At 66.6% G+C, this 12,570-nt stretch carries 12 protein-coding genes, 1 tRNA gene and 1 pseudogene; 5 read left to right on the top strand and 9 right to left on the bottom strand.

Annotated elements, in window-relative coordinates; all coding sequences use genetic code 11:
* Positions 1 to 121: 121 nt before the first annotated feature.
* A pseudogene (locus H0U68_RS11030) lies at positions 122 to 229 on the top strand (DUF4287 domain-containing protein); the annotation flags it as partial.
* Positions 230 to 243: 14 nt separating this feature from the next.
* Here the strand turns inward: H0U68_RS11030 and H0U68_RS11025 are convergent.
* The 7 genes from H0U68_RS11025 to H0U68_RS10995 all read right to left on the bottom strand — a co-directional run bounded on the left by H0U68_RS11025 (position 244) and on the right by H0U68_RS10995 (position 7,186).
* Entirely contained in the window at positions 244 to 957 is a 714-nt protein-coding gene (locus H0U68_RS11025) for an ABC transporter ATP-binding protein (protein ID WP_296355500.1), read from the bottom strand.
* A gap of 1 nt (position 958) precedes the next feature.
* The gene (locus H0U68_RS11020) at positions 959 to 1,717 is read right to left on the bottom strand and encodes an ABC transporter ATP-binding protein (protein ID WP_296355498.1); all 759 of its coding nucleotides are present in this window, start codon (positions 1,715 to 1,717) and stop codon (positions 959 to 961) included.
* On the bottom strand, positions 1,710 to 2,732 hold the full coding sequence (locus H0U68_RS11015; protein ID WP_296355495.1) for a branched-chain amino acid ABC transporter permease: 1,023 nt from the start codon (positions 2,730 to 2,732) through the stop codon (positions 1,710 to 1,712). Before H0U68_RS11015 ends, H0U68_RS11020 begins: the two co-directional genes overlap by 8 nt.
* A 157-nt stretch (positions 2,733 to 2,889) precedes the next feature.
* The gene (locus H0U68_RS11010) at positions 2,890 to 3,753 is read right to left on the bottom strand and encodes a branched-chain amino acid ABC transporter permease (RefSeq protein ID WP_296355492.1); all 864 of its coding nucleotides are present in this window, start codon (positions 3,751 to 3,753) and stop codon (positions 2,890 to 2,892) included.
* Between the two features lie 88 nt (positions 3,754 to 3,841).
* The gene (locus H0U68_RS11005) at positions 3,842 to 5,029 is read right to left on the bottom strand and encodes an ABC transporter substrate-binding protein (RefSeq protein WP_296355490.1); all 1,188 of its coding nucleotides are present in this window, start codon (positions 5,027 to 5,029) and stop codon (positions 3,842 to 3,844) included.
* 86 nt (positions 5,030 to 5,115) lie between these two features.
* Complete coding sequence (locus tag H0U68_RS11000; protein WP_296355488.1) at positions 5,116 to 6,702, bottom strand: benzoate-CoA ligase family protein; 1,587 nt, start codon at positions 6,700 to 6,702, stop codon at positions 5,116 to 5,118.
* 10 nt (positions 6,703 to 6,712) lie between these two features.
* Positions 6,713 to 7,186: a flavodoxin domain-containing protein gene (locus H0U68_RS10995; protein ID WP_296355486.1), complete on the bottom strand. Its 474-nt coding sequence runs from the start codon at positions 7,184 to 7,186 to the stop codon at positions 6,713 to 6,715.
* A 36-nt stretch (positions 7,187 to 7,222) separates the two neighbouring features.
* Here H0U68_RS10995 and H0U68_RS10990 point away from each other — a divergent pair, with 36 nt between their 5' ends.
* From H0U68_RS10990 to boxB, 3 genes are all read left to right on the top strand, one after another.
* Complete coding sequence (locus tag H0U68_RS10990; RefSeq protein ID WP_296355484.1) at positions 7,223 to 8,218, top strand: helix-turn-helix transcriptional regulator; 996 nt, start codon at positions 7,223 to 7,225, stop codon at positions 8,216 to 8,218.
* Positions 8,215 to 9,918 (top strand): 2,3-epoxybenzoyl-CoA dihydrolase, encoded by a 1,704-nt coding sequence (gene boxC / locus H0U68_RS10985; RefSeq protein WP_296355482.1) that lies wholly within the window; start codon positions 8,215 to 8,217, stop codon positions 9,916 to 9,918. Before H0U68_RS10990 ends, boxC begins: the two co-directional genes overlap by 4 nt.
* Positions 9,919 to 10,009: 91 nt before the next feature.
* Positions 10,010 to 11,434 (top strand): benzoyl-CoA 2,3-epoxidase subunit BoxB, encoded by a 1,425-nt coding sequence (gene boxB, locus H0U68_RS10980; RefSeq protein WP_296355480.1) that lies wholly within the window; start codon positions 10,010 to 10,012, stop codon positions 11,432 to 11,434.
* 15 nt (positions 11,435 to 11,449) lie between these two features.
* On the opposite strand, the gene H0U68_RS10975 is transcribed toward boxB, so the two are convergent.
* Positions 11,450 to 11,782 (bottom strand): type II toxin-antitoxin system RelE/ParE family toxin, encoded by a 333-nt coding sequence (locus H0U68_RS10975; RefSeq protein ID WP_296355479.1) that lies wholly within the window; start codon positions 11,780 to 11,782, stop codon positions 11,450 to 11,452.
* The gene (locus H0U68_RS10970; protein WP_296355477.1) at positions 11,779 to 12,054 is read right to left on the bottom strand and encodes a type II toxin-antitoxin system Phd/YefM family antitoxin; all 276 of its coding nucleotides are present in this window, start codon (positions 12,052 to 12,054) and stop codon (positions 11,779 to 11,781) included. The genes H0U68_RS10975 and H0U68_RS10970 overlap by 4 nt, the downstream gene beginning before the upstream one ends.
* Positions 12,055 to 12,125: 71 nt before the next feature.
* Here H0U68_RS10970 and H0U68_RS10965 point away from each other — a divergent pair.
* A tRNA-Pro gene (locus H0U68_RS10965) sits at positions 12,126 to 12,202 on the top strand.
* Positions 12,203 to 12,570 lie beyond the last annotated feature (368 nt).

Genomic DNA, 12,570 nt, shown 5'->3' with positions numbered 1-12,570 from the left:
GTCGCTCCGGGCTTCGCCCTGCGCGACCGAGAGGCAGAAGTGAATGAACCCGGGTGGGTCAGATTTACTTCGGCGACCTTGCAGGAAAGTGGGTCAGATTTTAATCGGCGTTGACACGACAGGCCCTTTGAAGCACATGGAGCTTGTCAGCCACTTGAAGACCGAACACGGCCTGGGCCACGGTCACGCCAACGCGCTGGTGGCCGCGCACCTGGCCAAGAAGAAGTAGCCGCTGGCTGGCAGCTACACGCCCAGAAGCTGTTCGAGCTGCTTGGGCTGTGCACGCAATTCGCCGGACGTGCCCGCGAACGCGACTTCGCCCTTCACCAGGATCAAGTTCCGGTCCGTGACCTGCGTGACGTGCTTCCAGTTCTTGTCCACGATCACGCTGGAGATCCCCGATGCGCGGATCACCCCGCAAATGCGCCAGATCTCGCGCGCCACCAGCGGCGCCAGTCCTTCGGTCGCCTCGTCCAGGATCAGCACGTCGGGGTTCGTCATCAGTGCGCGGCCGATGGTCAGCATCTGCTGCTCGCCGCCGGAAAGCTGCTGGCCGCCGTGGCCAATGCGCTCCTGCAGGCGCGGGAAGGTGTCCAGCACGCGCTCATAGGTCCAGTCGCGCTGGCCGCGCGTGCCGGCGCGAGCGGCCATCACCAGGTTTTCCTTCACGCTCAGGTTGCCGAAGATGCCGCGGCCTTCGGGCACGTAGGCGATGCCCAGTTGCGCGATCTCGAACGGCGCGCGGCCGGTCATGTCGCGGCCCATCACCTTGACCCTGCCCTCGCGCGGCTTCACCAGGCCCATGATGCTTTTGAGCAGCGTGCTCTTGCCCATGCCGTTGCGGCCCATCAGGCCCAGCGTTTCGCCGCGCGCGACCTGGAAGTCGACGCCGCGCAGGATGTGGCTGGGGCCGTAGTAGGTGTGGAGCGCTTTGGCGTCGATCAGCAGGTCCGCCATCTCAGTGCTCCTCGCCGAGGTAGGCGGCCTGCACCTTCGCATCGGCGCGGATTTCCGGGGGCGTGCCGCTGGCGATGACCTGGCCATTCACCATCACCGTCAGGTGGTCGGCCAGTGCGAACACGGCGTCCATGTCGTGCTCCACCAGCATGATGGCGTGCGCGGCCTTCAGCTTCAGCAGCAGCGCCACCATGCGCTCGGCTTCGGCGGTGCCCATGCCGGCCAGCGGTTCGTCCAGCAGCAGCACCTGCGGCTCGGTGGCGAGCGTCATGGCGATTTCCAGCTGCCGCTGCTCGCCGTGGCTGATGGCGCCGGCCACCATGGCGCGGCGCGGCGCCAAGCCGGCCAGTTCGATGGCGCGTTCGGCCCGTTCGTTGGCCGGTTTGATGTTTGCTGCCAGTTCAAGCCAGCGCGCCGCATGCGGCGTGCGCGACTGCGCGGCCAGCCGCACGTTCTCCCACACGGTGAAGGGCAGGAAGATATTGGTCTTCTGGTAGCTGCGGCCCAGGCCGGCGCGCGAGATGCGCTCGGGCTTCGCGCCGGTGATGTCGGTGGCGCCCAGGCGCACTTCACCCGACGTCGGCGCGATGTCGCCGGACAGCAGGTTGGTCAAGGTCGATTTGCCGGCGCCGTTGGGGCCGATCACCGCATGGATGCGGCCACGCCACAGGTCCAGCGACACGTCATTGACGGCGGCCAGGCCGCCGAAGCGCTTGACCAGCTTGCGCGCGGAGAGCAGGACGTTCGGAACTTCACTCACCGCTGCGCTCCTTGCGCCGCGCGATGCGCTCCACCCAGCCCAGCAGGCCGCGCGGCGCGAACACCACCACGGCTACGATGAAGAGGCCCATCCACAGCTGCCAGTGCTTGCCGGTGTTGAAGCTGCCGATTTCCGGCAGGTCCTTGAACAGGTGCAGCAGGTATTCGAAGGCGAAGGCACCGGCGATGGCGCCCGCGAAGTTGCCCATGCCGCCCAGGATCACCATCATGATCGCGTGCGCGCTCATCTGGAAACCCATCAGCTCGGGGTTGATGAAGCCGGTCTGCGCGCCCCACAGGTAGCCCGCCAGCCCCGCCAGCGCGCCGGCCAGCGTGAAGGCGGCGAGCTTGTAGCCGAAGGTGCCGTAGCCCAGCGCGCGCATGCGGTGCTCGTTCACGCGGATGCCGGCCAGCACGCGGCCGAACGGGCTGAACAGCAGGCGGCGCAGGAACAGGTAGGTCGCCAGCAGCATGGCCAGCGTGAACCAATAAAAGACGCGCTTGTTCTCCAGGTCGAACAGGCCCGCGTTCGGCCCTTCGACAAAGCTCAGGACAGGCTTGAAGTTGATGTACAGGCCGTCGGAGCCGCCCAGCACCTTGTTGTCGAAGAACAGGTAGAACACCATCTGCGCGAACGCCATGGTGACCATGATGAAGTAGATGCCGTGGGTGCGCACCACGAAGAAGCCGATGACCAGTGCGGCCAGTCCCGCGGCAGCCATGGCGGCGGGCAGGGTCCACCACAGGCTGACCGGCTCGCCGGCCGGCGTGAGGAAGGCCAGCGCATAGCCGGCCAGGCCGAAGAAGGCCGCATGTCCCAGCGACACCAGGCCGGTCACGCCCTGCAGCAGGTCCAGGCTCATGGCGAAGATGGCCAGGATCATCATGCGCGCCACCATCTGCGCATAGAAGTCGGTGGCGACGAAGGGGAACAGCAGCAGCGCGATGAAGGCCAGCGCCAGCACGGCCTGCAGACCGCGCGGCAGGGTTTCGAGGTTGGCCTTGACGACGCTCATCGCAACTCCACCGTTCGCACCGAGTTTGCACTTGCCGTTCGCACTGAGCTTGCACTTGCCGTTCGCACTGAGCTTGTCGAAGTGCCGCGAGTGGCCTGGGCTTCGACAAGCTCAGCCCGAACGGGAAAGGTGGGCACCAACATTGAGATAGGGGCCTTCATTGCTTGAACAGCCCTTCGGGTTTCCACAGCAGCACGGCGGCCATCAGCATGTAGATCAGCATGCCGGACACCTGCGGCAGCAGCACCTTGCCGAAGGTGTCGACGAAGCCGACCAGCAGCGCGGAGATCAGCGCGCCGCGCACCGAGCCGATGCCGCCGATGACCACCACCACGAAGCACATGATGAGCACCTGCGAGCCCATGTTCGGGTAGACGCTGGCGATCGGCGCGGCGATCATGCCGGCGATCGCCGCCAGCCCCACGCCGAGCGCGAACACGATGGCATGGATGCGCTTGATGTTCACGCCCAACGCTTCGGTCATGTCGTGGTTGAAGGCGCCCGCGCGAATCTTCATGCCCAGCCGCGTCTTGGAGATCAGCAGGTACAGGCCGACCGCGAGCACCACGCACACGCCCGACATGAAGAGCCGGTAGACCGGATAGGAGAGATTGTCGGTGAGCGGGATGGAGGCGGACAGCAGGTCGGGGATCTTCACGGCGTGCACGTCGTCGCCCCACACGATGGAGCGCATCTCCTCGAAGATGTAGATCAGCCCGAAGGTCAGCAGCACTTGGTCGAGGTGGTCACGCCGGTAGAAGTGGCGAAACAGCAGCTTCTCCAGCAGCAGGCCGAACACCACCGACAGCACCGCCCCGCCGACGATGGCCACCACCAGGCTGCCGGTCAGCGCCGACAGCGACCACGCGAGGTATGCGCCCAGCATGTAGAAGCTGCCGTGCGCGAGATTCACCACGCCCATGATGCCGAAGATCAGGGTCAGGCCGGCGGCCAGCATGAACAGCAGCAAGCCGTACTGCACGCTGTTGAGCAGCTGGATCAGGATGTTGGCGAAGTCCATCGGGCGATGTTCGTGCGCAGGCGCGAAGCGGAAGGCGTGCCGGATCGGGCGTCCGGCACGTCAGGTGGAGTGGAGCGAGGCAGCAGCCTCAGGCCATCTTGCAGCCGGCGCCGGAGTCGGCCAGCGCCTTGGCGGCGATGCCGATCACCTTGTTTTCCTTGTTCTCGACGCGGCGCAGGTAGATGTCCTGCACCGGGTTGTGCGAGGCGCTCATCGTCCACTTGCCGCGCGGGCTGTCGATCACCTGCGTTTCCAGCGCCTTGTACAGCGCGGGCTTGTTGCCCATGTCGCCCTTGACCGCCGCCATGCCCTGCGACAGCAGCAGCCCGGTGTCGTAGCCCTGCACCGCGTACACGTCGGGCTGCATCTTGAATTGCGTGGCGAAGGCGTTGCGGAACTGCTTGTTGCGCGGCGTGTCCAGCGAGTCGCTGTAATGCATGGTGGTCATGATGCCGTCGGCGGCGGAGCCGGCGGCGTCCAGCACGCCTTCGGTCAGGAAGCCGGAGCCCCACAGCGGAATCTTGTCCTTCAGGCCCGCGGCCGCGTAGTCGCGGATGAATTTTGCGGCGCCACCGCCGGCGAAGAAGCAGGCCACCGCATCGGGGCGCAGCGAGGCGATTTCGGTGAGCAGCGCCTGGAACTCCACGTTGGGGAAGGGCAGGCCCAGTTCCTTGACGATGGTGCCGCCGGCCGCGGTGTAGCTTTCCTTGAAGCCCTCGAAGGCTTCGTCGCCGGCCGCGTACTTCCAGGTGATCCACACGGTCTTCTTCAGGCCCTTGTCCATCATCGGCTTGCCCAGCGCGCGGGTGGGCTGCGAGTTGCTGAACGAGGTGCGGAACACGTTGGGCGCACACAGCGCGCGGGTGGCGGCATGCACGCCGGCGTTGGGGATCAGGCTGAGCACGCCGCTCTCGCGCGCCACGCGCTGGATGCCCATCTGCACGCCCGAGTGCACGGTGCCGATCAGCACGTCGACCTTGTCGCGCTGCACCAGGCGGTTGGCGTTCTCCACGCCCTTGGACGGCTCGGACTCGTCGTCCACCTTGAACCATTCGATGTCGCGCCCGCCCAGCTTGCCGCCGCGCTCTGCGATCGCCATGCGCACGCCGTTCTCGATGGCCACGCCCAGCTGCGCGAAGGTGCCGGTGTAGGGCAGCATGAAGCCGACGCGGACCTTGCCGGATTGCGCGCGCGCGATCTGCGGCAGCAGCAGGCCGGTGGAGGCGGCGCCGACGGCGGCGGCACCGCGGGCAAGAACGAGACGGCGGGTGGTCATTGGCGGGAACTCCTTCGTTGTGGCCAATTGTTTAGGCTTAAAGCATTTTTACCCGAAGTCGTGCCCGGGCGCCACATGAATAACCCTCAGCCCGCCGCGGCGGCGCGCAGCTTGAAGCGCTGGATCTTGCCGGTGGCGGTCTTGGGCAGCTCGGCGACGAAGTCGATCCAGCGCGGGTATTTGTACGGCGCGAGCTGGTTCTTCACGTGCATCTGCAGCGCGGCCGCGTCGGCCTGCTGGCCTTGCTTGAGCACCACGTAGGCCTTGGGCTTGACCAGCCCGTCGGCGTCTTCCACGCCGATGACCGCTGCCTCCAGGATCGCCGGATGCGTGGCGAGGCAGGCCTCCACCTCGAACGGCGAGACGTAGATGCCGCCCACCTTCAGCATGTCGTCGCTGCGGCCGCCGTAGGTGTAGTAGACGTCGCCATTCTCCTCAGTGCGGCGGGTGTACTTGTCGCCGCTGCGGGTCCAGTCGCCGGCGAAGGTGGCTTTGGTCTTGGCGCGGTTGTTCCAGTACATGATGGCCGCGCTCGGGCCCTGGATCTGCAGCTCGCCGATCTCGCCGTCCGCGCAGTCGCGGCCGTCGTCGCCGACGATGCGCAGTTCGTAGCCCGGCACCGCCTGGCCGGTGGTGCCGTAGCGCACCTTGCCGGGGCGGTTGGACAGGAAGATGTGCAGCATCTCGGTGGAACCGATGCCGTCCAGGATTTCGCAGCCGTATTCGGCGGTCCAGCGCTTGCCGATGTCGGCCGGCAGCGCCTCGCCGGCGCTGGTGCACACGCGCAGCGCGAGGTCCGCGCCCTTGGGCCGGCCGGCGTCGGCCAGCAGCGCGGCATACAAAGTGGGCACGCCGTAGAAGATGGTGGGCTTGTGCTTGGTGAGCACGCCGAACACGTCCGCGGGCGTCGGCCGCGCGGGCAGCAGCACCGCCGTAGCGCCCACGCTCATGGGAAAGGTCAGGCCGTTGCCCAGGCCGTAGGCGAAGAACAGCTTGGCCGCGGAGAACACGACGTCGTCTTCGCGGATGCCCAGCACCGGCTTCGCGTACAGCTCCGCCGTCTGGATCAGGTGGCTGTGCAGGTGCACCGTGCCCTTGGGCGCGCCGGTGGAGCCGCTGGAGTACAGCCAGAAGCAGGCGTCGTCGCTGCAGGTGCCGGCGACGCCGTGCTCCTCGCTGCCTGAGGCGACCAGCGCTTGCACCGAGTGCGCGCCGTCGTCGCCCGCCACGAACATCTGCTTCAACGTGGAGATGCGCCCCACCAGCGGCTCGAACACCGGCAGCAGCGGCTTGGAGACGAACAGCGCCTGTGCGCGCGCGTCGCGCAGCATGTAGTCGAAGTCCTTGGTGGGCAGCAGCGTGTTGGCCGCCACCGGCACCACGCCGGCCAGGATGCAGCCCAGGAACACCACCGGCCATTCCAGCGTGTCCAGCATCGCCAGCAGCACGCGCGTTTCGGGCGCGTAGCCCTGCGCGCGCAGGGCGTTGGCCAGGCGCTGCGCCTGCCGCGCGAGTTCGCCATAGGTCAGCTGTTCGCCGTTGGCGGCGTCGATGAAGGCGACTTTTTGCGAGCGCGAGGCGTTGCGCGAGAGCAGGTCGTGCGCCGCGTTGTAGTCGCGCGGAATCTCCACGCGCGGCGGGCTGGTGCTGTGGTCGGCGTGGCTGAGGTGCATGGGCGGGTGCTCAGGCGGGGGTCTTGTTCATGACCGCGATGGCTTGCGGCAGCCATTCGCGGCACCAGGCCGAAGCCAGTTCCTCGGGCATCTCACCGCAGGTGGCGTCGTGGATGAACACCTCGCCGATGCGCTGCGCGCCCAGGCCCTGCAGCCGCTCGTCGAACTTCTTGCCGCCGAAGGCGAAGGTCTGGGTGTAGGTGCGGTCACCCAGCGCGATCACGCCGTAGCGCACGCTGCCCAGGTACTTGGGCTGGCTGTCCATCGACTCGTAGAGGCTGCGCGCGTTGTCCGGAACGTCGCCCGAGCCGTATGTAGAGGTGCAGATGAGATAAAGTGCATCTTCATCGAAAATGCTGATGTCCAGGCCGTCCATCAGCACCACTTCGATCTGCTCGACGAAATCGGCGCAAGCCATCTGAATGGCCTGGGCTACGTAATCCGCGGTGCTGGTCATGGTGCCGACCAGGATTTTCAGCTTCATGCATCGCCTCTTATGAAATAAACTGCTTGACAATTAATGTTAAGGAAGTATACTGCAAATTGCTACAACGCAAAAACAGACGATGAAGAAGGTGCTTCGATGCGGGCGATGAGCGAAACCGATGCCAGGGCCACCCTCGCGGAACTGGGTGCGCGGGTGCGTGCCTGGCGCGCGCGCCGCGGCATGACCCGCAAGCAGCTGGCCTCCGATTCCGGCCTGTCCGAGCGCTTCCTGGCCGACGTGGAAAGCGGCAAGGGCAACGTCTCCATCAATTCGCTGGAGGCCACCGCCCGCGCGCTGAACATCACCATCCTCGACCTGCTGCAGGACGCGCCGCGCCCGGCGCTGGCGCGGGTGCTGGGCATCCTGCACCGCCTGGACGAAACCCAGCTGGACCAGGCGCACGCGCTGCTGGCCGGCAGCTTCGGCCTGTCGGATGCGCAGGGCCGCGAGAAGCGCATCGCGCTGGTCGGCCTGCGCGGGGCGGGCAAGACCACGCTGGGCGGGCAGCTGGCAGCCGAGCGCGGCATTCCGTTCATCGAGCTGGACCGCGAGATCGAGCGCGAGGCCGGCACCAGCATGAACGAGATCCTGCTGCTGCACGGGCAGGCCGGCTACCGGCGCTACGAGCGGCGCGCGCTGCTGCGCATCGCCGAGGAGCATGCGGGCGGCGTGGTGATGACCACCGGCGGCAGCATCGTCAGCGAGCGCGAGACCTTCGACCTGCTGCAAAGCCATTTCTATTGCGTGTGGCTCAAGGCCAGTCCCGAAGAACACATGACGCGCGTGGTGGCCCAGGGCGACATGCGCCCGTTCGCCGCCACGCGCGGCGAGAACGGCGAAATGGCGCGAGACGCCATGAATGAAGCGCTGGACGACATCCGTCGCATCCTGGCCAGCCGCGAAGCCCTGTATGCCCGCGCCGACGCCGTGGTGGACACCGCGGCGCGCAGCTTGAAGCAATCCCTGAAAGACCTGGAGCGCGCCGTGCCCGCGGCGCCCGCCATCGACAAAGAGAAAGCCTTCGCATGAATGCCATGACCGATCCGCTGCTGTTCAAGCAGACCATTGCCGGCGAGGAGCGCGAGCTGGTGAGCTTCGCCACCGAGCCCGCGCACTACCGCCACTGGAAGCTGGCGGTCGAGGGCGACGTCGCGCGCCTGGCGCTGGACATCGATGAGGACGGCGGCATCAAGCCCGGCTACAAGTTGAAGCTGAACAGCTACGACCTGGGCGTGGACATCGAGCTGCACGACGCGCTGAATCGCATCCGCTTCGAGCATCCGCAGGTGAAAGTTGTGGTGTTCGAAAGCGGCAAGGACCGCATCTGGTGCTCTGGCGCCAACATCTACATGCTGGGCCTGTCCACCCACGCCTGGAAGGTGAACTTCTGCAAGTTCACCAACGAGACGCGCAATGGCCTGGAGGATTCCTCGCGCCATGAAGGCCTGAAATCGGTGGCCGCGGTCACCGGCGCCTGCGCCGGCGGCGGCTACGAGCTGGCCCTGGCCTGCGACCGCATCGTGATGGTGGACGACCGGTCCTCCACCGTCAGCCTTCCGGAAGTGCCGCTGCTGGGCGTGCTGCCCGGCACCGGCGGCCTCACGCGTGTGACCGACAAGCGCAAGGTGCGGCGCGACCTGGCCGACATCTTCTGCACCACCAGCGAAGGCGTGCGCGCCGACCGCGCCAGGGAGTGGAAGCTGATCGACGCGCATGCCAAGCCGCAGCAGTTTGCGCAGCTGGTGGCGGCTGAAGTGGAGGCGCTGCGCCGGCAGTCCACGCGGGGCGGCACGCAGCAGGGCATTTCGCTCACGCCGGTGCAGTTGGTTATCGACGAAGAGGGCTACCACTACGGCACGGTGGACGTGCGCATCGACCGCGCGGCGCGCATCGCGACGCTGACGGTGCAGGCGCCCGCGGCGCATGTGGAATCCACGCCCGAGACCATCGTGTCCGCCGGCGCAGGCTGGTGGCCGCTGAAGCTGGCGCGCGAGCTGGACGACGCGATCCTCAACCTGCGCGCCAACGAGCTGGAGATCGGCACCTGGGTGCTGAAGACGCGCGGCGACTCCGTGCTGCTGGCCCAGGCCGACGCCGCGCTGGACAAGCTGCAGGACCACTGGCTGGTGCGCGAAACCATCGGAATGCTCCGCCGCACGCTGGCCCGCCTGGACGTGACCAGCCGCTCGCTGATCGCGCTGGTGGACGCCGGCTCGTGCTTCGCCGGCACGTTCTATGAACTCGCGCTGGCCTGCGACCGCATCTACATGCTGGACCTGCCCGATGCGCCCGACGCCGCGCCGGTGCTGCGCCTGGAGACCGGGAACTTCGGCCGCTACCCCATGGTGAACGGCCTCACGCGCCTGGCCAACCGCTTCTATGAAGACGCGGACACGCTGACGCAGCTGCAGACGCTGGTGGGCAGCGCGCTGCGCGCCGACCAGGCGCTGGCGCTCGGCCTGGTGACGGTGGCGCCCGACGACATCGACTGGGACGACGAGATCCGGCTGATGCTGGAGGAGCGTTCTTCGCTGTCGCCCGACGCGCTGACCGGCATGGAAGCCTCGCTGCGCTTTCCGGGCAAGGAGACCATGGAGACGCGCGTGTTCGGGCGTCTCTCGGCCTGGCAGAACTGGATCTTCATCCGCCCCAACGCCGTCGGCGAGGAGGGCGCTCTGAAGCTGTTCGGGACGGGCAAGAAATCGAAATTCGACTGGAAGCGCGTTTGAGATGTTCCCGTTCGGGCTGAGCCTGTCGAAGCCGCGCGAAGCCCTTCGACAGGCTCAGGGCGAACGGATATGAGCCTTACCTAGGATCCCAATGACCACCATCGACCTGCAAGCCAAGATCCCCAACAACGTCGGCCTGGCCGACAACCGGCAGCTGCAGCGCGCGCTGGAGCACTGGCAGCCGGCCTTTCTGCGCTGGTGGGACGAAATGGGCCCGAGCGACTTCAAGGCCAAGAACGTCTACCTGCGCACCGCCGTCGGCGTGGACGCACAGGGCTGGGCGCAGTACGGCTACACGCCGATGCCCGAGTACCGCTGGGGCATCTTCCTGGCCGACCGGCAGGAAAACCGCAAGATCGGCTTCGGCGACTTCATGGGCCAGGACGTGTGGCAGGAAGTGCCCGGCGAATTCCGCTCGGTGTTCCGCCGCCTGATAGTGACGCAGGGCGACACCGAGCCGGCGTCGGTGGAGCAGCAGCGCCTGCTGGGCCACACCGCGCCGTCGCTGTACGACCTGCGCAACCTGTTCCAGGTGAACGTGGAGGAGGGCCGCCACCTGTGGGCCATGGTCTACCTGCTGCACGCCTACTTCGGCCGCGACGGCCGCGAGGAGGCCGAGGAACTGCTGGAGCGCCACAGCGGCGACCCGGACAAGCCGCGCATCCTGGGCACCTTCAACGAGCCCATGGACAACTGGCTGTCGTTCTTCATGTTCACGTATTTCACCGACCGCGACGGCAAGTTTCAGCTGAAAAGCCTGGCCGAAAGCGCGTTCGATCCGCTCTCGCGCACCTGCCAGTTCATGCTGACCGAGGAAGCGCACCACATGTTCGTGGGCGAGACCGGCATCGGCCGCGTGATCCGCCGCACGCTGGAGGTGATGAAGGAGCTGGACACCGACGACTGGCACCGGGTCCGCAATGCCGGCGCGATCGACCTGCCGACGATCCAGAAATTCATGAACTTCTGGTTCACCAGCTCGCTGGATTTGTTCGGCTCGGAGGCCTCGTCCAACGCGGCCAACTATTTCAGCAACGGCATCAAGGGCCGGCCCGATGAATCGCGCTTCGCCGACCACGTGGAAACCGGCACCAGCATGACAATCCAGGTGCCGGACGGCAACGGCGGCGTGCGCGACGAGGCGATCTCGGTGCGCAACGGCATCAACGAGATCACGCGGCTGGAATACGCCAAGGACTGCAATGTGGGCCTCACGCGCTGGAACATGGGCGTCAAACGCGCCGGCGTGCCGTTCGAGTTCAAGCTGCCGTCCACGCGCTTTCGCCGCCAGGTGGGCGCCTGGGCCGGCCTGCACACCGACCTGCTGGGCAAACCAATCACAGCGGCCGAATTCGAGGCGCGCAAGGACGAATGGCTGCCCAACGAAGACGACATCCGCTTCGTCAAGAGCCTGATGCAGCGCGTGACCGAGCCCGGCAAGATGGCCGGCTGGATCGCCCCGCCGGACCGCGGCATCAATGCGCAGGCGGTGGAGTATGAATACGTGAGGCTGTGAGTGGATGCGCGGCGCTCAGCCGCGCAGCACGCGCTTTTGCAGCAGCGTCTGCATGTCGCGCCGGCCGTCTACGATCAGGTAGACGTACACCCGACGGTCGATGACACGGTAGACGATGCGGTACGGCTTGAAGTAGGTTTCGCGGTACTCGCGCATGCCGACCGCGAGCAGCTCCTTCGTGTGGGCGCCGCGCTGCGGCATGCGCGCCAGGCCTTCCAGCGCGGCTTCGATGCGCTCCAGCACGTGGTCCGCCTTGGCGGGCGCGTCGTGTTCGGCAATGTAGTCGTACAGCTCCTGAAGGTCCTGCGCCGCATCTTCGGTGAGGACAACCTCGTAGCTGCTGCTCATTCCCGGCCGCGCCGCTTGCGCACGGCAGCCATGGCCTCCTTGGCCGGCACGGTGCGGCCCTGTTCGATCTGCTGCGTGCCGAGCGCCAGGATCTTCAGCAGTGCCAGCGTCTCCTGGTCCGCTTCGTAGGAAGCAATGTCCTGCAGCACGGCTGCCGCTTCGCCGTTTTGCGTGATGACCAGCGGCTGCCGGTATTCGGCCAGTTCTTCCAGCACCTTGGCGGCGTTGGATTTGACGTAGCTGATCGGTTTGACTTGGCTGGAGTAGCGCATCGGACCGAATATAGTCTTTTATCGGTCCTGTCGCAATCGCGGACTGCGCGAGCGCGTAGAATGCGCGCTGGCGGAGCGTAGCGCAGTCTGGTAGCGCATCTGGTTTGGGACCAGAGGGTCGTAGGTTCGAATCCTATCGCTCCGACCACTTATGGCACAGCCGTCGCAGCAACCGCGACGGCTTTTTTATTGCTGTGCCGTCGGACCTCGTCCTACCGCACTGTGGGCGCGGGCGTACAAAACATGGCGCAGTCTCCCCACTGACGGGGGACGGCAGGGTTCCTAGATTGGTTGACATCCGGCGCGACGCCGGTGCTTCAAACACCAAGTCAACCACTCTCTAAGGATTACCAATGGTCAAGAACACTCTCGCGATTCTCGTTTCCGCAGCCGCACTCGCCATGGGCGGTGCCGCCATGGCCCAGGGCAGCGGCGGTGCTGCCGGGGGTGGGGGCGGCAGCGCTGGCGGCTCCGGCGCTGCCGGTGCCAGCGCGGGCTCCAGCGGCGGCTCGACCG

Origin of the sequence: Ramlibacter sp. (genome assembly GCF_013697775.1) — a bacterium.
GTDB lineage: Bacteria > Pseudomonadota > Gammaproteobacteria > Burkholderiales > Burkholderiaceae_C > Ramlibacter.
Note: the sequence above shows the minus strand (reverse complement) of the source record. Positions and strands in the feature narration are given on the sequence as shown.